This is a genomic window from uncultured Mailhella sp., assembly GCF_947631555.1.
Lineage (GTDB): Bacteria > Desulfobacterota > Desulfovibrionia > Desulfovibrionales > Desulfovibrionaceae > Mailhella.
On record NZ_CANRLT010000007.1, the window covers coordinates 21,205 to 44,493 of the forward strand.

General features: G+C 59.7%; 23 protein-coding genes and 1 pseudogene. 14 read left to right on the forward strand and 10 right to left on the reverse strand.

Features of this window, described 5'->3' with window-relative positions; all coding sequences use genetic code 11:
- Positions 1-95 precede the first annotated feature (95 nt).
- A complete protein-coding gene (locus tag Q0Z94_RS01970) occupies positions 96-1,457 on the reverse strand; it encodes a M23 family metallopeptidase (protein ID WP_298067165.1) in 1,362 nt (453 codons plus the stop codon).
- Between the two features lie 326 nt (positions 1,458-1,783).
- Here Q0Z94_RS01970 and pgsA point away from each other — a divergent pair, with 326 nt between their 5' ends.
- From pgsA to bamD, 9 genes are all read left to right on the forward strand, one after another.
- Entirely contained in the window at positions 1,784-2,371 is a 588-nt protein-coding gene (gene pgsA / locus Q0Z94_RS01975) for a CDP-diacylglycerol--glycerol-3-phosphate 3-phosphatidyltransferase (protein WP_298067166.1), read from the forward strand.
- A 12-nt stretch (positions 2,372-2,383) separates the two neighbouring features.
- Positions 2,384-2,728 carry a septum formation initiator family protein gene (locus tag Q0Z94_RS01980; RefSeq protein ID WP_298067167.1) on the forward strand — a complete coding sequence of 115 codons (345 nt, stop codon included), beginning with the start codon at positions 2,384-2,386 and terminating at the stop codon, positions 2,726-2,728.
- Positions 2,725-3,783 carry a hypothetical protein gene (locus Q0Z94_RS01985; protein WP_298067169.1) on the forward strand — a complete coding sequence of 353 codons (1,059 nt, stop codon included), beginning with the start codon at positions 2,725-2,727 and terminating at the stop codon, positions 3,781-3,783. The genes Q0Z94_RS01980 and Q0Z94_RS01985 overlap by 4 nt, the downstream gene beginning before the upstream one ends.
- A gap of 19 nt (positions 3,784-3,802) precedes the next feature.
- Positions 3,803-4,570, forward strand: a complete 768-nt coding sequence (locus Q0Z94_RS01990) for a hypothetical protein (protein WP_298067170.1) — start codon at positions 3,803-3,805, stop codon at positions 4,568-4,570.
- Between the two features lie 96 nt (positions 4,571-4,666).
- Positions 4,667-5,674, forward strand: coding sequence for a class 1 fructose-bisphosphatase (gene fbp / locus Q0Z94_RS01995; protein ID WP_298067172.1), 1,008 nt, complete (start codon positions 4,667-4,669; stop codon positions 5,672-5,674).
- Positions 5,675-5,784: 110 nt separating this feature from the next.
- Entirely contained in the window at positions 5,785-6,870 is a 1,086-nt protein-coding gene (gene tsaD, locus Q0Z94_RS02000) for a tRNA (adenosine(37)-N6)-threonylcarbamoyltransferase complex transferase subunit TsaD (protein ID WP_298067174.1), read from the forward strand.
- A gap of 110 nt (positions 6,871-6,980) precedes the next feature.
- A complete protein-coding gene (gene trxA, locus Q0Z94_RS02005; protein WP_298067176.1) occupies positions 6,981-7,298 on the forward strand; it encodes a thioredoxin in 318 nt (105 codons plus the stop codon).
- Entirely contained in the window at positions 7,295-8,227 is a 933-nt protein-coding gene (gene trxB, locus Q0Z94_RS02010) for a thioredoxin-disulfide reductase (protein ID WP_298067225.1), read from the forward strand. Before trxA ends, trxB begins: the two co-directional genes overlap by 4 nt.
- Positions 8,220-8,945 (forward strand): outer membrane protein assembly factor BamD, encoded by a 726-nt coding sequence (gene bamD / locus Q0Z94_RS02015; protein WP_298067180.1) that lies wholly within the window; start codon positions 8,220-8,222, stop codon positions 8,943-8,945. The genes trxB and bamD overlap by 8 nt, the downstream gene beginning before the upstream one ends.
- A gap of 659 nt (positions 8,946-9,604) precedes the next feature.
- Here bamD and Q0Z94_RS02020 read toward each other — a convergent pair.
- The 6 genes from Q0Z94_RS02020 to Q0Z94_RS02045 all read right to left on the reverse strand — a co-directional run bounded on the left by Q0Z94_RS02020 (position 9,605) and on the right by Q0Z94_RS02045 (position 16,128).
- Entirely contained in the window at positions 9,605-9,955 is a 351-nt protein-coding gene (locus Q0Z94_RS02020) for a DsrE family protein (protein ID WP_298067182.1), read from the reverse strand.
- A gap of 12 nt (positions 9,956-9,967) precedes the next feature.
- Positions 9,968-11,929: a molecular chaperone HtpG gene (htpG, locus tag Q0Z94_RS02025; RefSeq protein WP_298067183.1), complete on the reverse strand. Its 1,962-nt coding sequence runs from the start codon at positions 11,927-11,929 to the stop codon at positions 9,968-9,970.
- 516 nt (positions 11,930-12,445) lie between these two features.
- The gene (locus tag Q0Z94_RS02030) at positions 12,446-13,198 is read right to left on the reverse strand and encodes a DUF4851 domain-containing protein (protein ID WP_298067184.1); all 753 of its coding nucleotides are present in this window, start codon (positions 13,196-13,198) and stop codon (positions 12,446-12,448) included.
- Positions 13,199-13,413: 215 nt separating this feature from the next.
- Positions 13,414-14,328 (reverse strand): TIM44-like domain-containing protein, encoded by a 915-nt coding sequence (locus Q0Z94_RS02035; protein WP_298067186.1) that lies wholly within the window; start codon positions 14,326-14,328, stop codon positions 13,414-13,416.
- A gap of 120 nt (positions 14,329-14,448) precedes the next feature.
- Complete coding sequence (locus Q0Z94_RS02040) at positions 14,449-15,189, reverse strand: sulfite exporter TauE/SafE family protein (protein ID WP_298067191.1); 741 nt, start codon at positions 15,187-15,189, stop codon at positions 14,449-14,451.
- A 207-nt stretch (positions 15,190-15,396) separates the two neighbouring features.
- On the reverse strand, positions 15,397-16,128 hold the full coding sequence (locus tag Q0Z94_RS02045; RefSeq protein ID WP_298067193.1) for a sulfite exporter TauE/SafE family protein: 732 nt from the start codon (positions 16,126-16,128) through the stop codon (positions 15,397-15,399).
- 243 nt (positions 16,129-16,371) lie between these two features.
- On the opposite strand from Q0Z94_RS02045, the gene cobA reads away from it, so the two are divergent.
- The 5 genes from cobA to lpxB all read left to right on the forward strand — a co-directional run bounded on the left by cobA (position 16,372) and on the right by lpxB (position 21,338).
- Positions 16,372-17,880 (forward strand): uroporphyrinogen-III C-methyltransferase, encoded by a 1,509-nt coding sequence (gene cobA / locus Q0Z94_RS02050; RefSeq protein WP_298067194.1) that lies wholly within the window; start codon positions 16,372-16,374, stop codon positions 17,878-17,880.
- Between the two features lie 10 nt (positions 17,881-17,890).
- A complete protein-coding gene (gene purN, locus Q0Z94_RS02055) occupies positions 17,891-18,565 on the forward strand; it encodes a phosphoribosylglycinamide formyltransferase (protein WP_298067196.1) in 675 nt (224 codons plus the stop codon).
- A 142-nt stretch (positions 18,566-18,707) separates the two neighbouring features.
- Positions 18,708-19,157 (forward strand): hypothetical protein, encoded by a 450-nt coding sequence (locus tag Q0Z94_RS02060; RefSeq protein WP_298067199.1) that lies wholly within the window; start codon positions 18,708-18,710, stop codon positions 19,155-19,157.
- 97 nt (positions 19,158-19,254) lie between these two features.
- Positions 19,255-20,217, forward strand: coding sequence for a hypothetical protein (locus Q0Z94_RS02065; protein WP_298067202.1), 963 nt, complete (start codon positions 19,255-19,257; stop codon positions 20,215-20,217).
- The gene (lpxB, locus tag Q0Z94_RS02070) at positions 20,214-21,338 is read left to right on the forward strand and encodes a lipid-A-disaccharide synthase (protein ID WP_298067204.1); all 1,125 of its coding nucleotides are present in this window, start codon (positions 20,214-20,216) and stop codon (positions 21,336-21,338) included. Before Q0Z94_RS02065 ends, lpxB begins: the two co-directional genes overlap by 4 nt.
- A 157-nt stretch (positions 21,339-21,495) precedes the next feature.
- On the opposite strand, the gene Q0Z94_RS02075 is transcribed toward lpxB, so the two are convergent.
- The 3 genes and pseudogenes from Q0Z94_RS02075 to Q0Z94_RS11835 all read right to left on the reverse strand — a co-directional run.
- On the reverse strand, positions 21,496-22,170 hold the full coding sequence (locus tag Q0Z94_RS02075) for a septal ring lytic transglycosylase RlpA family protein (protein WP_298067207.1): 675 nt from the start codon (positions 22,168-22,170) through the stop codon (positions 21,496-21,498).
- A gap of 315 nt (positions 22,171-22,485) precedes the next feature.
- Positions 22,486-22,878 (reverse strand): cupin domain-containing protein, encoded by a 393-nt coding sequence (locus Q0Z94_RS11830; RefSeq protein WP_366517557.1) that lies wholly within the window; start codon positions 22,876-22,878, stop codon positions 22,486-22,488.
- Between the two features lie 69 nt (positions 22,879-22,947).
- Positions 22,948-23,244, reverse strand: a pseudogene (locus tag Q0Z94_RS11835) (carboxymuconolactone decarboxylase family protein); the annotation flags it as partial.
- Between the last annotated feature and the right edge of the window lie 45 nt (positions 23,245-23,289).

A 23,289-nucleotide genomic window follows, 5' to 3' on the forward strand; every position in this document is an offset into this window, starting at 1 on the left:
CCTGAAAAGGCAAGGGCCTCCGCTCTGCCCCCACGCAGGAACGGGATTTCCTCTGCGGCGGGCGGCGGCAGACGGCTCGTGCCGTTCGGACGTGGTCAGGAAAGGATGTTCAGTCGTGAAATGATATTGTTGCGTACCCAGACAGGATCCAGCCATTCCAGCGGCTGTACCGGCACACCGCCCACGAGGACGCCGAAGTGCAGGTGATCGCCCCCGGCCAGCCCGGTTGTGCCCGTATGCGCGATGATGTCCCCTGCCTTGACCATGTCCCCGACCTTCACCAGATACTCACTGAGGTGAGAATACTGCGTCATCAGTCCCATGCCATGATCGATGAGGATCATCTGCCCGTGTATGCCCAGATAGTCCACCCAGATCACGCGGCCGCTCTGTGCAGCGGGGACATCCGCTCTGGCCACGGAAGCGAGATCCAGCCCCATGTGCCGCTGTTCGTCAATCTTCTGACGGTTCCCGTCCACATAGGTGCGAAAGTCGCCGAAATTGGCCTTGACCGCAGAACGGGGCAGACGCTGAAAACGCCCGCTCCACAGAAAATGATCCGTCACGTTTCCTGGATCGGCGGCCACGGCGAGCAGCGTCTTGTCGTTGCTTTCGCGCACCCTGCTGTTGGCGCAGAGATACTGTTCCAGGGGCGCAGGCATATCCGGGCAGAGCTGGGCCAGCTCATCGGCCTTGAAGTTGAGGAAGGACTCCGGAATATTCAGCGTATCAGCGCGGTAATTGCGGCTGCCGGCATGGATGAGGAGACGGCTGGAGGTGACGTTGCCCGCCAGATCCTGAGCCATGATTTCCGGACGATACTCGTTCACGGCCATTTCAACGGGAAAGGGGAACAAACAGGCGTAGGAGCCGTTCGCCTGACGATAGCCGGGGAAGAACAGTTCGCCCAGTCTGACACCGGACTTCGACACGTCCTCAGAGAGCGTGTACACGATGAGTGCGCTGCCGCCGCGGTAGATGGCCGGAGCCCCCGTGCGGACCGCGATGCGCGGAGGCCGGGAATCGAGAATCAGCTTTCTGGTGAGCGTCGTGGCGTTGCCCTTGCCGAAACCGGCAAAGGAACCGTCCACCGCACGCACTTCAAGTTCAAAGGATCCTTCCGGAAGCTGCGTTTCCTTGAGCTGGAAGGAGATCTTCTGCCGCGGCTCGAGTCCGGGAAAATTCTGCCTGAGTACATCCATGGACTTGGCTCCGCGGCGGACAACGACGGACACGCTTTTGACGCCGGACTTGTCGTCCAGTCCGACTTCGACGGTACGAACAAGCCCGATGCGGTCGCCGGTGAGCGAGAGCGTCACCACGGGTCCGCTGAGATCACGCATCAGAAAATAGGCCCCCGCTCCGGCAGCGGCCAGAATAATCAGCATGGCCATCACGGAAAGCCCGGAACCCAGGCTCTTTCCTGAAGAACTATAGGACGATTTTCTTCTCAACAAGGAACTATCCTTTGGGCTGGAAGCCCGACTGCTCCGGCCACAGCCCGGCCGGGAGTGCGGTGTCAGTTTCGCTCAATCATCCGCATCAAGTCAAGAATATGTTGTGCCATGATTTCCGTCCGGCCGCACCGAGAACGGAAAGCCTGTTCGGCGTACCAATGAGCTTTTCGGCGTATGCCGGGCTTCTGCGCCGCCGCGCTCAAAAGGGCGATTTCTGCGTCCCCGCCCTTTTCCCGGCTTTTCCGCCCGGCGGTGTACCTTTCGCCTTGCCGCGAACCTGCTCTTGTGATACCTATGAAAAGGATTTCCGTTCCAGAGAGGCAGGCATGAAATTTTTTTCGGAACTGGTTCACTTCTTCAGAAAAATGGGCTGGGCGAACCGCATCACCATGATGCGCATAGGAGCCGTTGTTCCCATCCTTCTGCTTATCCATTTTCCCAACGTCTACACCTGCTGGCTTGCCATGATTCTCTTTGCAGCCGCCGCGATCACTGACTTTCTGGACGGCTATATCGCCCGCCGTGAAAAGCAGGTCACGAACTTTGGCAAGTTTCTCGACCCTCTGGCGGACAAACTGCTCATCTGTTCCATCCTTATTGAAATGGTCGGTCTCGGCTGGGTATCGGCCTGGGTTGTGGTCATCATCATCGTCCGCGAACTCGCCGTCACTGGTCTGCGCGCCGTGGCCGCGGACAAGGGCGTCATCATCGCCGCAGACTGGTACGGCAAATGGAAAACCGGCTTCCAGATCGGCGCCATGATTCCCCTGCTCATCCACTTTCCCTTCCTGGGACTGCCCGTGCATCTCATTGGCTCGATAGTGCTGTATATTGCCCTCATCCTCACCATCTTTTCAGGCTGCAACTATTTCTATCTCTTCTACCGCGACTGGCGCAGCAGTCTGGCCGTGTAAACAGGGCTTCCCATGAGCCGTCCCCGCCGATCCTACGCCTTTGTCTGGAAAACGCTGCTGCTCATCGTGGCGCTGCTGCTCAACGTCACGCTCTTCAGCCGTATCCTCATGGGTTCATACAACTGGAAGACTCTCAAGGATCAGAAGGCACAGCTCTCCGAAGAACTGGACAAGCTCAACGCACGGCGCATGGCCCTGAGCCGGGAGATACGGCTGCTCAAGACCGACCCGGCCTATGTGGAAAAAGTCATCCGCCAGCGTCTCAACTATGTACACAAGAACGAAATCCTCTATCTTTTTGAAAGGGAAAAGCAAAACTCCCTCTGGAAAGGCACGGAAACGGACGGTAAACCATGAAGAACGGCACGACCTGTGATTCTCCTCTGACGGGCGCCTCCCGCCCGGAAAAGGCGCTCTGGTATCAGGAAGTTCTCTCCCTCGACCCGCAGTCCCGGATCTTCCTTCCCTACGCCCGCTTTCTGGCCGATCTTGATCGCAGGGACGAAGCCATTCAGGCCCTGAAAAGCGGCCTCGCCATGCATCCCGAATTTCTTGAAGCCCGGCTTCTGCTCATCCAGCTTCTCAACGACGCCGGGGAGGACGAGTCCGCAGGACGGGAAGCTTCCGGTATCATCGAAGCATTGTCCCACGCTCCCGCGCTGTGGAAACTTTGGAGCCGCAGGCCGGAAGTGCGCCCCGATCAGGCCGCGATGCTGCTCTTCCTCGGCTCCTGCCTGGTCAAGAACAACCTCGGCCTCGCCGATGTCCTCCACGCGGGACTCGCCGCCCTGTCCGCCGAAGACGCCGCCCCACAGGATACGTCCGGGGAAAAGGCATCCGGCGTTCCAGAGCCGGAAAAAACATCTTTTAAGAAAAAGGCGTCCCTTTCCCCACAGGATACGCCAGAGTGTAAAAAAGAAGACACAGCCGCTGCGGGACACGCCTTCGTCATGACCGAAGATACGCCCTGGTACGGCCTGGATTCTGTCCCCGAAGACGACGAAGTTTTTGACGAAGAACCGTCTGCAGATACGGAAACCGCTGCGGCACTGCCGGATCTTTCTCCGCTGCTCACGGCTCTTTCCGGGGAAATGTCCGCGGCTGAAGAGCATGCCGCCGGGCCTGCCCCGCAGCCGGTGCCCCGTGCTTCCGTCAGTGGAAAATGCTCGCTGCATACCCGCTCCATGGCCTCCGTGCTGGAAGAACAGGGTGTATACGCCGAAGCCGCCAATATTTATCGGGAACTTCTGAAAAACTGCACCAGCGAAGAAGAACGCTCCGAGATTCGGGCCAGGCTGGAGGCTCTCGATGTCCGCTCCGCCAGCTCAGCGCTGCCGGCGGACGAAGTCTCCGCCATGACGGCCATGCTCGAAGAACTGGCCGTTCGGCTGGAAAACAGAGCCTGCGCCTGAACGTGCAGGGGAGAGAAGCATGTACAGTCTTTTCCGTTTCAGTGCCATGAGTATCCTTGTTATGGCTGTGGTCTCCGTCCTCGGATGCCAGCCCGTACACAACGCCTACAAAAGCACAAAAGGTTTCTACCACACCTACGTCAACAAACCGGCTTCGCTCGATACCGGAGACCGCACAGTTCTTGAAGACCCGGAACAGCGCCTTGTCCAGCGGGTCATGACCATCGATGAAGAGCTGTCCAAGCTGGAAAAGGCTCTTGACGCTCTGTCCGCACCGCCGGACATGCAGACCGCAAACGAGCTTCTGCGCCGCTTCCCGTGGCTGTCCGGACTCGCGCTTGTCGCTCCCGATGGGACGCTGGGAGCCTCCATCCCGCCAACCCCTCTCAAGCAGGTGGACTACACACCCCTGCTGGAAGCCGCGCCCAAGGCTCTGCCGCGCGATCTGCGCGCTTCCGTACAGGACACGCCTCTCGGCCCGGAAATACTGCTGGCCCGCCCCTTCCTCCAGGCAGAAACCCTGCAGGTTCTGCTCGTGGCCTCCTTCGACTTTCGGGCGCTCCTTCCCTTCGCCGCATCGCCTGCAGACATGATCGTGCGTTCTCCCGACGTCCTCATCTGGAGCGGAGATCTCGACTACGCATCCACGCCGCTCGCCTCCGTAGACTGGCCGGAGTACCTGCGCAGCGAGACCGATGGAACACTCTCGAAGGATGGGCAGACCATGTTGTGGGTGACCCGATATATCGGCCAGACCCCCCTTGTCTTTGCCGCGTCTATTCGTTAGGATAGTTGTCATCAGGCCTTATACATCTTCAATCCGGCCTTACTCTCCACGCAGGCTGTTCTGCGCGAAAGGAAGAAGGCCCCAAGGAGCTAGGACATGTCTGAAGTCACAGCTATTGAACACCTTATTGCGTCTCAACGCCGCTGGTCCCCTCATGCCACGGGGCAGTTCACATCGCTGATGCATGACCTTATCCTCTCGGCTAAGATCATCTCCAGAAACGTCAACCAGGCCGGTCTGGTGGATATTCTGGGTTCTACAGGCTCCATCAACGTGCAGGGTGAACAGGTTCAGAAGCTCGACACCTTTGCCAACAACACGCTCGTTTACCGCATGCAAAGCTCCGGTGCCGTCTGCGCCGTTGGCTCCGAAGAAATGGCCGAACCGTTCTTCGTGCCGGAAAACGAACCGCACGGGCATTACGTCATCTTCTTTGATCCTCTGGACGGTTCCTCCAACATCGATGTGGGCGTGAGCATTGGTACCATCTTCTCCATCTACCGCCGCCCCGATGATGAAAACTACTGGGAACTCACGCCCGAAGCGCTCATGCGTCCCGGTCTGGAGCAGGTTGCCGCAGGCTACTTCCTCTACGGCTCCTCCACCATGCTGGTCTACTCTACCGGCCACGGCGTGAACGGCTTCACCCTGGACTCGTCCATCGGGGAATTTCTGCTCACGCATCCCAACATCCAGATTCCCCGGGTGGGCAAGTACTACTCCGCCAACCACGGCTACTACAAGTACTGGAACGAAGCCGCACAGCAGGCCGTCACTACCTTCTCCCTGCCCGAAAACAGGCCGCCCCGCTCCCTGCGCTATGTGGGTTCTCTGGTGGCCGACTTCCACCGCACCCTGCTCAAGGGCGGTCTCTTCTTCTATCCCGAAGACAGCAACCACCCGAACGGCAAGCTGCGCCTGATGTACGAAGCCTCGCCCATGGCTTTCCTCGCTGAGCAGGCAGGAGGCAAGGCCACGGACGGCAAGATGCGCATCCTTGAAAAGGTGCCGCCTTCCATCCATGTCCGCACGCCGCTCATCATCGGCTCTGCAGACGATGTGGATCAGGTCATGGAATTCTATCAGGATTCCGGCAGCAACTAACCTTCTTCAACTCTCGGACGGGAGAGGGAACGCCTCTGTCCGGGGCCATTCCCTCTCCTTTTCTGCGTCCTCGCCCTGCTGCAGGACAAGCCTCGCCTTCGGAATCGCGTATGCTGGTACTGGGAATAGAAAGCTCCTGTGACGAAACCGCACTGGCTCTGGTGGACAATAGCGGCGTTCGTGCCTCCGTGATCTCCAGTCAGGCCGATATTCATGCCCTGTTCGGGGGCGTCGTTCCTGAACTGGCGTCCCGCGAACACTGCCGCCTTATCGGCCCGCTTCTCGACAGCCTGCTCGCACAATCCGGACTTGGAGACGATCCCTGGAAGCACATCGACCGCATCGCCGTCACCCGCGGCCCCGGACTCATGGGCAGCCTGCTTGTGGGCGTGGCCTTCGCCAAGGCTCTTTCGCTGGCTCACGGAATCCCTCTCATCGGGGTGGATCACCTGCTGGGGCATCTTCTGGCCGTGGAGATGGAAGAACCTGTGGAATTTCCGGCCCTCGGCGTACTCATCTCCGGCGGACACACGCATCTCTGCCGTATGGACAGCCCCGTGGATATGATCGTTCTTGGCAGAACCATCGACGACGCTGCGGGCGAAGCCTGCGACAAATTCGCAAAAATGGCCGGGCTGCCCTATCCCGGAGGAGCGCTCCTGGACGCCCTGGGCAAGCGCGGGCACGCGGATCCGCGCCTCTTTCCCCGTCCCTACACCCATAACGACAATCTCGACTTCAGTTTCAGCGGCCTGAAAACGGCTGGGTCGCTCTGGCTGTCACAGCATCCCGAATGCCGCTTTCCCGCCGGAGACACGCCAGCCCGCGAGCGCCTCGGCCTCGCAGGGCAGGAACTTTGCGACGCCGCGGCCTCGTATCTGCTGGCGGTGGCCGAAACCCTCAGCATCAAGGCGGAACGGGCCATGTCGCTGTTTTCTCCCCGGTCCATCATCGTGGCAGGGGGCGTGGCAGCAAACAGCGTGGTACGCAGCGTGTTCCGGGTTCTTGCCGAAAAAAGGAGATTGCCTCTGCACATCCCCAGCCTGTCCCTGTGCGGAGACAACGCCGTCATGATCGCCCGTGCAGGCTGGCGCATGGCGCAGGCGGGGAGGCATCACGACCTTTCCCTCTCCGCCATACCAAGGGGGCAGGTCATCCCCGAAGACTGGACTTGCGGCGCGGCTCAGGCCTGCTGACTGCCTTGACAGGGCCTTGTCCGCCCTCTACAATTATTCCGCTTTTATCTTGTCTGTATGTAAAATTAGGCAACGTCTTTCAGAATGCTTGCCTTTATGGAGGAAACGCCATGTCTGTCGCCATTACCGATACCGATTTTGAAAATGTGGTCATCAAGTCCGCTCTCCCCGTCCTCGTGGATTTCTGGGCGCCTTGGTGCGGTCCCTGCCGCGGCATCGGACCCATCGTGGAAGAACTGGCCTCAGAGTATGCGGGCAGGCTCCAGGTCTGCAAGATGAACGTGGACGAATCCTCCAAAGTCCCCGCCATGTTCGGTATCCGTGCCATCCCCACTCTCATCCTGTTCAAGGACGGCGAAGTCGTGGATCAGATCACTGGCGCCGTGGCCAAGTCCACCCTCGCGGCCATGATCGAGAAGGCACTCTGATGCTGTACGACGCCGCTGTCATCGGCGCGGGGCCGGCCGGCATCACCGCAGCGCTCTATCTCGTCCGTGCGGGGGCCGGTACTGCGCTCATCGAAAATTCCGCCCCCGGCGGGCAGATACTCAGCACTGCAGAAATCGAAAACTATCCGGGATTTCCCCATGCCGTCAAAGGCTGGGAACTGGCTGATCTCTTCGATGCGCATCTCGCGGAGTATCCCGTTGAGCGCCTGCGCGGCGGCGTACTCTCCGTCAGACCCGCCGAAGGCAGACTCTTCCATCTCGACCTTGAAGAAGGCAAGGGGCTGGACGCCAAAGCTGTCATTGTCTGCTCCGGTGCCCAGCACCGCAAGCTCGGTATTCCCGGAGAAGAAGAATTTTCCGGCCGGGGCGTGTCCTACTGCGCCGTGTGTGATGGAAACTTTTATCGCGGCCGCGATGTGGCCGTTGTGGGCGGAGGTAATTCCGCGCTGGAAGAAGCCCTCTACCTGTCCCGCATCGTCCGCAAGGTCTACCTCATCCACCGGCGCGACACCTTCCGCGGCGCTCAAATCTTTCAGGACAAACTCCGCGCTGCGGAGAATGTCGAAATTGTCACCGAGTGTGTGCCCGAAGAGATCCGCGGCGGAGCCGCCGGCATGGAATCCGTTGCTGTCCGCAGCCGCCGGGATGGGGAAATCCGCGTAATTGCGGCGGAAGGTATCTTCATCTATGTTGGCATGGATCCCGCGAACGGATTCCTGCCTGAAGAAGTTCGGCGCGACCCTGCGGGTTTCGTCATCACGGATGCCGAGATGAACGCCAGTATCCCCGGACTCTTCGCCGCCGGAGACATTCGTTCCAAACATTGCCGTCAGGTCTGTACGGCTGTCGGAGACGGAGCCACCGCTGCCGCCGCAGCTCTGTCGTATCTGGAGCACTGGAATGCGTAAACTGCTTCTCCCGGGACTCCTGCTCTGCACACTGTTCATGAGCGGGTGCAGTCTCGTTGACGAATACTTTCTGCCGCCGGCCGAAGACACGGTGCAGGAAATCTTCGAGGCCGGCAACGATGCCATGCGGGAAAAGAACTACCCGCAGGCCATCAAATACTACACCCGCATCAAGGACGATTTCCCCTTCAGTCCTTACGCCCTGGAATCAGAACTGGCCGTTGCCGACGCCTACTACCTGGATAAGGAATACCTCCAGGCCGCGGACGCCTACAAAGACTTCGAGATGCTGCACCCTCGCAACGATGCTATTCCCTACGTTCTGTATCAGACGGGCATGGCCTTGAAAAGTTCCTACACCTCCATCGACCATTCCGCGGAAGTCGTCAGCGAGGCCATAGAATTTTTCACCCGCCTCGAACAGGAATACCCCAGCACGGAATACGGGAAAGCGGCCGCCGAACAAATACACGCCTGCCGCAAAACCCTCGCTCAGCGTGAAATCTTCATCGCCAACGTGTTCTGGGGCATGGATAACTATCAGGCGGCCTGGACGCGCTTCCAGTATGTGGTCAGGAATTTCCCCGACATCAAGGAGGAAGCTGACTACGCCCGCACCAAGGGCGAAGCCGCCTACCTGCGCTACCGCAAGGAAAACTCTCAGGCCATGCGCGAGCATCAGGAAGGAAGCTGGAAGGACTGGTTCCGCTGGCTCTGACAGGCAGCGTTCCAAGCTGACAAAAGGCGGGGCGTTCAAGGCGTCCCGCCTTTTCTTGTAAATTTTAAGGCAGCAGTCTGGCGTTTCTGAATTATCCGGAGAGCTGGAATACAGATACCGCAAACAGGAGTTCAGGCATCGTGAAGGCTGAAGACAGCGTTGCCAGAAAAGCGCTGACGGGAAGCAGAGGCTTTGCCGTTCCTGCTTTTCAAAGCCCTTCCCCCGGGGTATCCATGCTTGAACAGGGCCTTGCTCTCATCTTGAATCTCTTCATGTTTAAACTCGAAACCATGTGCCAGCCCCTCAACCACTCTCCTTTTCTGCTGCATCGGAGGATACAGGGGCGACCTGTCCCCGCCCGGAAATGTACCGTTCACCGGACAAATCCCAACATTTTGCCGTGACAAAGCCCCGCCCTTCCCACAAGCAATAATGTAGCAAAGCCCTTCAGGGCTTTGCGTCCTGCGCTTGGGAGGGATTTGCATCTCCTCCCGGGCTGCCGCCCCAAAGATACCCCGCCCTTCAGGGCGGGGTGGGACTCTATCGGCCTGAAGGCCGAGGTCTCAAACCATAAAGGGAGTAAGATGAAGGAAGTGCGGGGCTGCTTTTGTCAGTCAGACGGGAAGGCATATTCGCCGAGCGTCTTCCCTGCGCCTTTGTCAGGGACGAAGGTAGACGAAGCCGCTGCGCTGAAGCTTGACGATTTCCACAATGCCGGCGGGCACAACCTGGATCCCCGGCCACAACTCGTCTTCGCCGATACCGAATTTTCGCAGTGCGTTGCGGCAGGCTTTTACGGTCAGACCTTTTTCCATAAGTTCCGCACCGGTGCGGGCCAGCGCTTCCTGACTGCCGGTCAGGAGCTGTACGCCCGGCCCGTTGACCACCAGCGCCACCTGAAAGTCTTCGCCGGGCAGAGCCGCCGTGTAATTGGCCACGTTGGTGAGGGCCAGCTCCAGCCGTTTGGGATCGTTGTCATCCACATGAACAAGGAGATCGTATTCACTCATATCCGCCCCCGATTATTTGCGCAGGTTGGAATACATATCGGCGGTCTGTTTCAGCAGCCTCATGCTGCGTTCTGCCATAGCCAGCGGGTCGTTCATGTAGCCGTCGAGCAGCAGCGTGCTGTCGTACAGGCTGCTTACCATGTCCTTGAGCAGGGGATCTTCCGCGTCTCCGCGGCAAATGCGCATGAGATCGCGCACCAGGGCATGGTCAGGATTCAATTCCAGCACCTTCTGCGGGATGCCTTCACTCTTCTGCATGACGCGCATGAGTTTTTCCATGGAAGAGGTCATGCCGTCCGGAGAGACAAGGCAGGCCGCGCCGTCGATGACCCGTGTCGTGGCGCGCACGTCCTTCACCTGATCGCCCAGAATGGTCTTGACGGCGGCAATGAGAGCGTCCAGTTCGGGCTTCTCCTCTTCCGTGAGCGGAGCGGCTTTGGTCTCGCCCTCCACGTCGGCAAAAGGCTCCAGATCCTTGGCTTCGGCTCGCTCGACGGACTTGAACGGGTGCTTCTGATACTCCGCAAGCGTCTCCAGGGCAAATTCATCCACCGGCTCCGTGAGCAAAAGCACTTCCAGTCCCCTGCGCCGGAACTGCCCAAGATGAGGATTGACGGCGGCGGCTTCCAGGGAAGACGCCGCCACATACCAGATCTCGTTCTGTCCGGCCTTCATGCGTGAGATGTAGTCGTCCAGACTGGAGAGCTTGTCCTTGTCCAGGGTGGTGGCGTAGCGCAGAAGCGGCGCGATGCGATCCCGGTACTGATAGCTGTCGAAACCGAACTTAATGTATCTGCCATGCAGCTTCCAGATGGCCTCGTATTTTTCCGGATCGCTCGTTGCCAGCTTTTCCAGATGGCTCAGGATCTGGCGGGTCATGGTCTGGGAGATCCTGCGCAGAACGGCGTTCTCCTGAAGCGTCTCGCGGGAGATGTTCAGGGGCAGATCCTCGGTATCCACCACGCCCTTGATGAAGGCGAAATAGTGAGGCAGAAGCTCTCTGTTGTGCCGGTCGATGAGCACACGGCGCACATAGAGATCCGGCCCCCACTCCTCGCGGCGTTCGTCGAAGGCTTCGACCTTCGTTCCCGGGACATACAGCAGGCAGTTGAACTGCACCGGAGCGTCCACGGCAAGATGGATGACGTCCAGAGGCTCGGTCTGATCATAGGTCAGGAATTTGTAAAACTCGTGATACTGCTCCTTCGTCACCGAGAATTTCGGCTCGCGCCACAGCGCCGCCGTGGTGTTCACACGCTCTCCTTCAAGCTGGATGGCAAAGGGCAGGAAATTTGAATGCTTGCGGATGATTCCTTCAAGACGAAACTTTTCTTCGTATTCATGGGCATCGCTGCGCAGGAAAATCTTTATCACCGTGCCGCGGTGCAGCGCTTCGGCCTCTGCGCCTTCAACGGCACTCACAGTGAAGCTGCCCGTGCCGTCTGAAGCCCAGCGGTGAGCCGTGCCGTCGCCCGTGGCCGGAACAGAGGTCACTTCCACCTTTTCGGCCACCATGAACACGGAATAAAAGCCAATGCCGAAACGCCCGATGATCTGCGCGGCGTCGTCAGGCTTGCTGTCGTCATGTTCGACGATGGTGTCCTCGCCGTCAGCGGCTTCTTCCCCGTTGCCGGGCTTTTCCCCGGACTCGTGCTCACGCAGAAACTGTTCGGAGCCGGAACGGGCGATAGTGCCCAGATTGTCGATGAGCTCCTGTTCCGTCATGCCGACGCCCGTATCGCTCACCGTCAGCGTGTGCGCGTCCTTGTCCGCCGTGATGGAGATTTCCAACGGCAATGCGGGGTCACGGATTTCGCCGCCCGCGGATTGAAGAAAACGCACCTTTTCCAGCGCGTCGGACGCGTTGGAAAGCAGCTCACGCAGAAAGATCTCGTGATTGGTGTAGAGAGAATGGGTAAGTATATTGAGCAGCTTGCAGGTCTCTGCCCGAAATTGATGTGTGGTTTCCGCCATGACATGGCCTCCTTGAAAACTCGTCCGGCAGGCTTCCGCCTTCCGGCTGTCATCGAAAACAGAACCGCCCCGCTCCGGGAAGACGCAGGGCAGATATGCCCCTTCGCCCTGTCCGCAACGGAACCATTATCCACCTTCACATACGACTGAAAACCTGTTTGTCAAGAGGAAGACTGCAAAGAAGATATCGCTCCGGAAGCAGTGTTTCACCCTTATCCAGCAAATTTTTCTGAAGCGCTGGAACATCCTTCAACTGCAACACGTTCCTCCAAGCTGTGAGCACCGTTCCCGCAGCCGCCGAAATGCGCATGGGCCTCATTCCTCATCCCCAATCTCACTTTCAAGATGACCTCTGCCTATTCTCATCAAAAAACAGCAAGGCGGCAGCTTAACCTGGTGAAAAATAACATTAATCTGGTTTCTCTTCGGCACTCAGGAAGGACAAACGCTCCTGAAAAATGAAGAATACAAAAAGGGACGGCCGGAACCGTCCCTTCTCTGTCTGGAAATCTGCCATCATGAGCTGCCCATACGCCCTTGCATACTGCCAAGGACCGTACCAAGCAGACGGGAAGACACTCCCTCATGGTTCCAGCCCCAGGGCGTGACCTGTGAGGCGGGAATGGTGCCGTTCCCGACGAAATGCGCCGAGAAAGACGTGTTCGCTCTCTGGATGAAGGCTCGAAGCTGTTCAGGAAGGAGCACCGGGACAGCTTCCAGTCCGCAGGGTTCACGGTATTCTATCAGCACCTTGTCCTTGCCGTTGCTGACGATCCACTCGTACTGGCTCACCATAAGGTCTGCCGCACTGTCCAGGCCTTTCTGCGCGAAAGCATCTGTCCAGGGATCCCCCTCTGCAGGACGGATGAAAACACGCTGGGTCACGGAACCAGCTTCATCGCCGCCGCTGGTGTACAGGATGGGGATGGATTCCAGTTCCCTGCCCACAAGGCCCGGATACCAGTCGAGTTCATCGCTCTCCGCAAGCGACACCACAAGCTGCATCTCGTCATGTGCCTGCAAGCCGTACCACACAGTGGCGGAATGTTTTCTCGCAAGGCTTCTGTCTTCGGCAACGGGCACCGTCATCTTCCCATGCGATACGGGCATAAATCCGGGAGATGCCTTCACTTCCAGCGCGGGGCGTGCTGTGGACAGAAACACAGCATCCAGGCCGGAACCACGCACGGGTTTGCTGAAGCCCATATATACTGCTGCCGAGCAGACCAGTGCCAGAACACCGCCGAAAGCAGCTATGGATTTTTTCATCTTACTTCCTTATATGGTTTGAGACCTCGGCCTTTAGGCCGATAGAACCCCACCCCGTCCTGAAGGGCTTTGCTACATTATTGCTGGCATACCTCTCTGTCTGCCCTCCGGCTTATCCGCAGACAAAAAACACTGCTGCAGCCTGCAGTCTTCCGACGCCGATTCTTCGGCGGGAATTTTGCAGTCCGCACTTCCTCCGGCTTTTCGGAACAGCTTTACTGGGAGAACTGCTGTATGCCGTCGAGTTTCCAGCTGTCCCCTTCGCGGTTCGAGCACACGAAGTACCAGACTTCCCGCACCTGCTCGGGCTGGCGGACGTTCTGATCCTCACGCATGAGCACATCGAAGTTCACGGCCACACGGCGTTCATCGCCTTCGTCCCACACGTCGAGCACGGACGCGGTGACGAGAAGAAGTTCGGTTTTGCCGGGCTGCGGATCCTCCGCGGCCTGACGGCGCAGTTCCTCCATCACGGTTTCGGTGGCGAACTGGGAAATATCGTCCAGATCACGGCGATCCCATGACTGCTGCAGGCGGACATAGGCGGCCTTGGCCCCACGCAGAAATTCTTCCTGATCAAAACCGGCGGGGACGGATACCGCCGCCGGGGACTCGGGCTGTGCGGAACGCAAGCTGTCCCACGCCCCGGACGCTGAAGACTGCTGGGATTCATAGTCCTGCCGGGTCCGGTATTCCCCGCGGCGTGCAGCGTTCCCTCCGCTCACGCGGCGGAAGAGCCGCACCCCGAAATACACCAGAAGACCGATGAGCAGAAGATTCATGAAGCCGGCTCCGCCGCCCGTGCCCGCGGCCGAGGAGCCGCCGAACAGGGAACCGAGCATGGTTCCCGCCAGAAGACCTCCGAAAAGTCCTCCGAAGAGTCCGGTATTGGAGCGCGGTATGGCCGCCGCACCGCCGTCAGCACGGCTGCTCTGCATGGGGGCAGTCTGACGGCTCAGGCCGGAACTGCCGAAGGAGCCTGTGCGCGGGGCGACAGGCCGTTTCATGATCGAGGAGCTGCCAAAGCTGCGTCCTCCGCCCAGGCGGGCGGCATCCGCGATGTCCGGCACGGTAAAGGCAAGCGCCGCAAGGCAGGCGGCGCAGAGGGCAAACGTTTTCCAGGTCTTCATGAGGCTTCCTTTTTTGCTGCGTGTCCTTTCCGCCCCACGGACGCGGGGGCGGCACGGAATATCATAACCACGAGGGGGAAAAAGGGGAAGAGTCCTTTTCCGGTTTTTCTCCGGAAGTGCTCAGGAAACGGCCCGGACGAACAGGACAACCGCGGCCGCGGCGAGAAAAATCAGCAGGATGCGCCGGAAGGTCTCACGGCTGATATGCCTGCCCAGAGAAACGCCCAGTGTCTGTCCCGCCATGCAGCCCGCCAGTGCCGCCACTCCGAGTTTCAGCAAAGAGTACGAATACAGTCCGGAAAAGGCCTGCATGAGCATGGCGCTTATGCCCGAACAAAGGTAAAAAATACTCATGTTGCCCCGTGCTCTGTCCGGCTCCCAGTGCATCAAGAGGACATAAATGCCCAAAGGCGCTCCCGACATGGCCACAGAGGAAGCCACAAAGCCGGACACCGCTCCCGCGCCCAGTCCCAGAGGCAGCGAAGCGGGCACACTGAACCGGGCCAGACGGGGCGAACACTGCATGAGGAGAAAGCAGACGAGCATGGCGCAGATCATGAGTTCAAGGACAGGCACAGGGGCAATCTTAAGCATGGCCACGCCCGCTATCAAACCGGGCACCATACCTGCGAGCAGAGGCCAGACGTCTGGCCAGACGATGAAACGCCTGTAAGCCCACGCCAGATGGACACATGCTGTCGCGGCTACCAGACACGAAACCAAGATCGCATCGCCGGGATCAAGAACCAGCGTCAGGAGGGGCATGGCTATCATGACACCCCCGATCCCCGTGGCTCCACCCACGATACCGCCGCACATCCAGCCCAAAGCCACAACAATATACGTCAGCAACTGTTCCACATCATCTCCCCAAAAAGTGCAAAATCTCCACCGCACCCCCGACGGGGAATGCCGCACCTTGCCCTTTTCTATCCGTTAACTCAAGGTCCCGTCAAAGGGAAAGGAACTTTTCCAAAATCGTGCTCCCGCTCCACCGCAGGGCTCGGAAACACGGCTCCCAAAGACATGAAAACAGAATCTTCCCGAACTGTTCCGGCGTTTCCCAACTCAGGAAACAGCCCTGCAAAACAGAACAGCCGCGGCCACGGCGAGAAAGACCAGCAGGATGCGCCGGAAAGTTTCGCTTCCGAGATGTCTGCCCAGAAAGACGCCCAGCGTCTGCCCCGCCAGAGAACCTGCAAGGCCTGCCAGAGCCAGTTTGACCAGAGAAGCCGAATACAGACCGGAAGCGGCCTGGAGGAGCATGGCGCACATGGCCGCGCACACATAGAACAGACTCATGGCCCCCCGTGCTCTGTCAGGATCCCAATGCCGCAGGAGGACATAAATACCCAGGGGCGCGCCGGACATGACCACGGAGGACTGCACAAAGCCGCAGACCGCTCCTGCTCCCAAGCCAAACGGCGGTGCATCAGGCAGACTGAACCGGGACAGACGGGACGAACACTGCATGAGGAGAAAGCAGGCAAGCATAACGCAGATCATAAGCTCAAGCACATACACAGGAGCCACCTTGAGTACCATTACCCCCAGCAGCGAGCCGGGCAGCATACCGGTAACCAGAGGCCAGACATCGGCCCAGACTGCGAAGCGCCGGTACGCCCATGCGAGATGAGTACTGGATACCACGGCAAGCAGAGATGAAACCAGAACAGCATCACTGGGAGAAAGCACCAGCGTGAGAATCGGCATGGCGATCATGGCGGTTCCAATGCCCGTGGCTCCGCCCACGATACCGCCGCACATCCAGCCCAAAGCCACAACAACATACGCCAGCAACTGTTTACCCCTTTCCCCGAAACGTGCCCAGACTCCGCCGCAAGCCGGCTCGTCCTGAGCTGCAGCGAAAAGCCATTCTTTCTTTCCTTTTATATCCGTTCGGGAAGTCCCGTCAAAGGGAAAGGCCTCTCCGTACACGGCACACACTCTCCCCATCATGCCCGCCCGGCTCACAGCCGTGCAGGACTTGCCCCCCGCCGCATTTCCAAGTACACTGAGCGCAATCCAAATCCCGGAGGAAGGATGTACGTCTACCTTATAGGAGCGGGGCCCGGCGATCCCGGCCTGCTCACCTGCAAAGGCCGGAACGCCCTTGCCGAAGCCGATGTCGTGGTTTACGACTATCTGGCCAGCGACCAGCTCCTCGCCTGCGCCCGCCCCGATGCCGAGCGCATCTATGTTGGCAAGATCGCGGGCAATCACGCCATGAAGCAGCACGACATCAACAGGCTGCTCATTGAAAAAGCCAGAGAAGGCAAGATTGTCGCTCGTCTCAAGGGCGGAGATCCCTACATCTTCGGCCGCGGCGGAGAAGAGGCCGAGGAACTGGCGGATGCCGGCGTTCCCTTCGAGGAAATCCCCGGCATTTCCAGCTCCGTTGCCGCTCCTGCCTACGCGGGCATTCCGCTGACCCACCGCGCCTTCGCTTCGTCCGTGACCATCATCACCGGCCACGAAGACCCGGACAAGCCCGGTTCCGTTCATGACTGGAAGGCTCTGGCCCGCAGCGCCTCCACGCTGGTCTTCCTCATGGGCATGAAAAATCTGCCTGACATCGCCTCCAGGCTCATGGAAGCAGGCATGAACGGAGACACGCCCGCAGCCCTCATCCACTGGGGAACTACGGAGTGCCAGCGCTCTCTGGCCGCCCCCCTCGCTGAACTGCCCGCCGCGGCCGAACACGAGGGCTTTACCAACCCTTCCGTCATCGTGGTGGGCGAGGTGGTGAAGTTGAAGGACAAGCTGAACTGGTTCGAAAAACGCCCGCTCTTCGGCCGTACCGTGGTCGTGACCCGCGCCCGCGAACAGGCCAGCGAGAGTGCCGCACTCTTTGCCCGACGCGGCGCCCGCGTTATCCAGTTCCCCACCATCAACATTGCTCCCCTGCCCGACTATGCAGAGCTTGACGAAGCACTGGCCCACCTCTCCCGCTATCAATGGGTGGTCTTCACCTCCGTAAACGGAGTCCGCTTTTTCCAAAAGCGTCTTGCCGCCCTGCACCTTGACGCCCGCGCCCTGGGGGGTGTGCGCGTGGCCGCCATCGGCCCGGCCACGGCCAAGGCCGTGGAAGCGATGGGCGTTCTGCCTGACCTCGTTCCCGCCGCCTACATCGCCGAAAGCGTGGCCGAAAGCATGATCGCCCTGGGCGTAAACGGCAGCCGTGTCCTGCTGCCCCGCGCCCGTGAAGCCCGCGAGGAACTGCCCGCGGCCCTGCGTGAAGCCGGAGCCGGCGTGGACGTCATCGCCGCCTATGCCACGCTTCCCTCGGACGAAAACCGGGCGCAGGTCATGGAAGCCCTGCACTCCGGCACACTCGACTGCGTGACCTTCGGTTCCTCATCCACGGTGCGCAATTTTCTCGCCGCCATTCCCGCAGAAGAACTGAAAAAGCATCCGAACGTCCGTTTTGCAGCCATCGGCCCGGTCACGGCGAAAACCATGGAAAAACTCGGTCTGCACCCCGATATTCAGCCGGAAACCTTCAGCATACCCGCGCTGGTTGACGCCGTGTGCGCCGCCTTCACGCGATAAGGAACCGTCCATGACCCTGAAACTCGGCATCCTCGCCTCGGGCAGCGGCACCAACGCCCAGGCCATGATCGACGCTGCAGAGTCCGGCCGCCTCGACGCCGACATCCGCATCATCATCGCCAACCGTCCCAACGCCGCCGTCCTGGATCGCGCCCAAAAGCACGGCATACCCAGCCTGTGCCTCGACCACACCGCCTTTCCGGATCGCGAAAGCTTCGATAAGCGCATGACGGAACACCTGCTCGCGGCCGGCGTGGACACCGTTGCCCTGGCCGGGTATATGCGCCTGGTAACTCCTGTTTTCCTGAACACCTTCCCCGACCGGGTGCTGAACATCCACCCCGCCATCCTGCCTGCCTTCCCCGGCACGCACGGCGCGCGTGACGCCTGGAACTACGGCGTAAAGTTCAGCGGCTGTACCGTGCATCTGGTCAACCCAGTCATGGACGGCGGCCCCATCATCGTGCAGGCCATCCTGCCCGTGCGTCAGAATGAAGACGACGCGCAGCTTCTGGAACGCATCCACGTTTTTGAACACCGTATCTACGTCCAGGCACTGCAATGGCTGGCCGAAGACCGCCTGAGTCTGGATGGGCGGCGTATGCTGCTTGCGCCTTCCCCGCGGCCTCTAGCTCCGCAGCCGGACACGGCACTGGTCTGGCCGCCTCTGGAACAAGGTTTCTGATTTCCGCCTGTTCCCACAGGACAAAACGCCGCGGCAGCGTACAGTCAGAAGAAGGGTTAAGGATTTCATCGGCTTTGCCCTTTTGTCCACCACTCTTTTCCCCCTGAAAAGGGGAAGGTTTCAAACCTCAAAGGAACTTTTCATGAAAGCGCTCCGTTTCCTCATTCCGGGAATCATGCTCCTCTCCCTTTTGATACTGACAGCCTCCCCCGCCGCTGCCGCGGACGAGATCAAAAAAGCTGAACGCCGTACTCCCGTCATCGTGGAATTTGAAGGCGGCGATGCCATCGGCTCAGAACTCTTCTCCCGCCTCAAGTCCGCCATTGACAGCGCCAACCCCGCCGAACCCGCACGGGAGACAAAGTTCCGTATCCTGCTTTCCACAGCTTCCGAATTTCCCTCCCGTCCCGGCGTAGGCTCCGTGTACGCCGTGGTCTGGACGCTGGCCATGTCTGAAGGCTCCATGGAATACTATCTGATTCGCGACATCGGTATCGTCACGCCGGACACGATGGACGACGTGGTCAAGCGCATCGTCGGCCGTACCGACGGCGTCTCTGCCCGTTACGGCTACCTCGACCGCGATAAATAGCTCTCCTGGCCATCCTTGTCCCCGGCCCGCAAGGAGCAAAACTCTCCTTTCGAGCGGTGTTCCTCTTTGCATCGTGTGCCGCGCCCGGCAGGTTCCCGTGTCGATCTCCCTCTGGAATATCCTCTGCAATTCATGGAAAAGCGGACATCGTGTCGCGCTCAACATCTTCCGTTTTCTCATTCCCATCGTCATTGCCGTCAAGATTCTGGAAGAAAGCGGACTTATCCCCTGGCTGGCTCTGCCCATGAGTCCCATCATGGCGCTCATCGGGCTGCCTGACGAATTCAGTCTGGCATGGGCGTCCTGTATGCTGGTGAACATCTATTCCGGACTGTCCGTACTGCTCGCCCTGCTGCCCCAGATGCCCGCCGTCTCGGTGGCGCAGATGACCGTTTTTGCCGTGCTCACGCTCATCGCCCACAGCCTTGTGCTGGAAATACGCATTGCCGGGCAATGCGGCGTCTCCATGCTCTTCCAGCTGATATTCCGGCTTGCCAGCAGTGTGCTTGCCGCCTTTGTGCTGCACCTCATCTTCGATGGCTTCGGGCTGATGCAGGAGGACGCCGTGGTGCTGCTGCATATAGATTCCAGCCCCAGCCTTGGGGAATGGGTCGTGCAGCAGCTCGTCACGCTGGCCGAACTCTATGCCGTCATCTGCGCCGTCATGCTGCTCCAGAAAATTCTGGATCTGCTCCAGATCTCCCGCTTTGCGGCCTGGCTGCTCGGCCCGATTCTGCGCTGCCTGGGAATCTCCCCAAGAGCCGTTTCCGTCGTGGTCATCGGCTTCACCATGGGCATACTCTACGGCAGCGGCGTCCTCATCCAATCGGTACACGAAGGCCAGCTCTCCCGGCGTGACGTGCTCTGCTCCATCTCGCTGCTGGGCCTGTGCCACTCCCTCATCGAAGACAGCCTTGCCCTCGCGCTGCTGGGCGGCACACTCTGGGGCATACTGGGCTTCCGCATTATCTTTACCCTGATCTTCGGGGCGCTGCTCAATTTCTTCTATCCCGCGCTGAAACGCTTTGCTCTTCCGCGCAATACGGAGGCCGCGCCATGAAAACCCTCTGGATCAACGCCGGAGAACTTTCGGGAGATCTTCAGGCTGGAGCGCTGCTCGCCGCTCTGCGCGAACTGCCCGAAGGTCAGGCTCTGCGCGTGGTGGGCATGGGCGGAGACCGCCTGGCAAAGGCCGGGCAGGAAAACCTTCTGCGCGTTGAAGAACTCTCCGTCATGGGCATTGTGGAGGTTCTCGGCAGTCTGCCGCGCATCTTCGGACTGCTGCGGCGCATCCGCAGGGAAATGACCAGGATACGACCGGACGCCGTGCTGCTTGTGGACGCCCCGGAATTCAATTTCCGCGTGGCCCGCATCGCACGCAAACTGGGTATACCGGTCTTCTACTTCATTCCGCCCAAGGTGTGGGCCTGGCGCACCGGAAGGGTGAACTTCCTGCGCGGGCATGTGCGCCATATCTTCTCCATCCTGCCCTTTGAGGTGGATTTCTACGAGCGCCACGGCCTGGAAGTTACCTATGTGGGCAACCCTCTGGTCGATCTCGTGGATTATCCGTCCCTCGCAGGCATACACCCGGTCGCGCATCGCATCGGACTCATGCCCGGCAGCCGCCGGAAGGAAGTGGAAACGCTCCTGCCCGCCTTTGCCGGAGCTGCCGAACGGCTTTGCCAAAAGCACCCCGACCTGTCCTTCCACTGCATCCGCGCCCCGCATTTCTCCGAAGACTACCTGCGCAGCCTGTGGCGCAGCGACCTTCCCCTCATCATGGAAGAAAATGCGAACCGCTATCCCTTCATGCGGACATGTCAGTGCATTCTGGCCGCCTCAGGCACGGCGACGCTAGAAACGGGACTGGCCGGAGTACCGACACTGGTTGCCTACAAGGTCTCGCCCCTCTCCTACTGGATCGGTTCACACGTCCTCAAGGTTCCGTGGATCAGCCTCACCAACCTCATTCTGGGCCGCGCCATCTTCCCCGAACACATCGAAAGGGAGGCCGACCCCGAGCCGCTGGCCCGGCGCGTGGACGAGTGGCTTGTCCACCCTGAAGCTCTCGCCGCCATACGTCAGGATCTCGAAGAACTGCGCAAACTCTGCGGAGAACCGGGAAGCGCCCGCCGCGCCGCAGCCGCGCTCTGCGCCGAACTGAACAAGCTGCCCTGACGCCCTTGCATTTCCACGCAAGGCGGCTTTCAACAGTGTCAGGACACTTTCCGGACTATGTGCGGATTCTTATCAGGGCTGCACCCGTTCCGGCATGAACGTTCGGAGACGCCGATACCGTTCTCCGACAGGAAGGCTGCCCCATGCAGAAAACTCGTCACCTCTGGGCGGTGAACATGATGGCCGGGGACATGCTGGCTTTCGCAGCCAGCATGATGCTCGCGCCTGGGTGTGTGGTGGCCACGCGCACAAGCGCGTTCTGCGATTCGTCAAAGCTGGAAAAAGGCCCAAGAGCCATGAGTCCGTCCCTGACGTGCAGGAGCGAAACGGCGTCGTACACACCAAGGCGTATGAGCCTGTCGAGCTGCTGTTCCACGGACGCGGCGGACAGCGGGCCATCCTTGAGCTTCACAAAAAAAGACTGTGTGCTGTCGAGGGGGCGGCCGTTCCTGTCGCCGACGACCTCCACCGTCACCTGTGAAACGCCGGTGATGCCCAGACTGTCGGCTGCGGCGTAGGACAAATCAATGATTCTGTTCCTGAGATACGGGCCGCGGTCGTTGATGCGCACGATCACGCTCTTCCCGTTGTTCTTGTGCTGTACCCTGACCAGTGTGCCGAGCGGAATGCTCTTGTGCGCCGCCGTCATGGCGAACATGTCAAACTGTTCTCCGGCCGCCGTGGCTTTGCCATGATGCCAGGGGCCGTACCACGAAGCAGTCCCCGTCTGGGAGAAGACTTCCTGGCCATAAACCGGATCCATCGGGAATACCATGCACAAAAGCAGTATCCCCAGGCAGGCTGCCCGGCTTCGGTAGGAAAATAAGGTCATGCAGACTCCGGGTTGAGGTGAGGTCACGCAGCCGATCTGTCTGCGACGCCGGCGGCGCGGGGCGAAAATCACCCGGCTCTGCCTGCGTGTCCCCGCTTCGGCGCTCAGAGGCGCCTGAAAACGTGCGTGTGAAAAACGGAGACAGGCAGGAAAGCGTTCCGGGAAACCGGGGCATAAGCCCCGATTTCCCTCATCCAGAATTCACCGTGTCTGAACAGTATCTCATCAGGCTGTTTCCGTGTCAAGCCGAACCGAAAAATGCTGCGGCACGTCGCCCAAAAAGATCAAAACGGCCTTGAGACAGGCGACTGTCCGCTATTTTAAACCGGCGTACCGGGCATCGTCCACAGACTCAAGCCATTCGTTGGAAGAGCCTTCTCCCGGCACTTCCACGGCCAGATGCGAAAACCAGCTGTCCTGTGCTGCGCCGTGCCAGTGCTTGACGTTCGCCGGGATGTTGACGCAGTCGCCGGGCTTCAATGCCACAGGTTCTTTGCCCCATTCCTGATACCAGCCGCGCCCGGCCACGCATACCAGTATCTGTCCGCCGCCCTTCACGGCGTGATGAATGTGCCAGTTGTTCCGGCAGCCCGGCTCGAAGGTCACGTTGAACACGCCGACCTGCTCCTTCGAGACAGGGGCAAGATAACTCTGGCCGATGAAGTACTGCGCGTAGGCGTCGTTGGGTGCACCGATGGGAAAAATCATGCTTGCGGCATGAGCGGCTTTGGCGGTCTCCGCAGCGGACTCATCCGTCCACACCTGTTTGGCCAGATTGAACACCGCCCACGCCTTGGGCCAGCCCGCATAAAAGGCGGCATGGGTGATGATGGCGGCGATCTCCGCCCGCGTCACACCGTGGGTTCTGGCGTTCTGGAGGTGGTAGACCAGCGAGGAATCCGTTATGCCGGAAGCCATGAGTGCCACCACGGTGACGATGCAGCGGGTCTTGAGGTCGATATCCGTATTATTCCAGTTCTCGGCGAAAAGAACGTCGTCGTTGTAGTGCGCAAACTCGGGAGCGAAAGCACCAAGCTGCGCTCTGCCCGCCGTCTGAACGATTTTCTCAGGCATATGTTCCTCCTGCGCGCCGGTTTCGGCCTGACGCGCTTTTTCTTT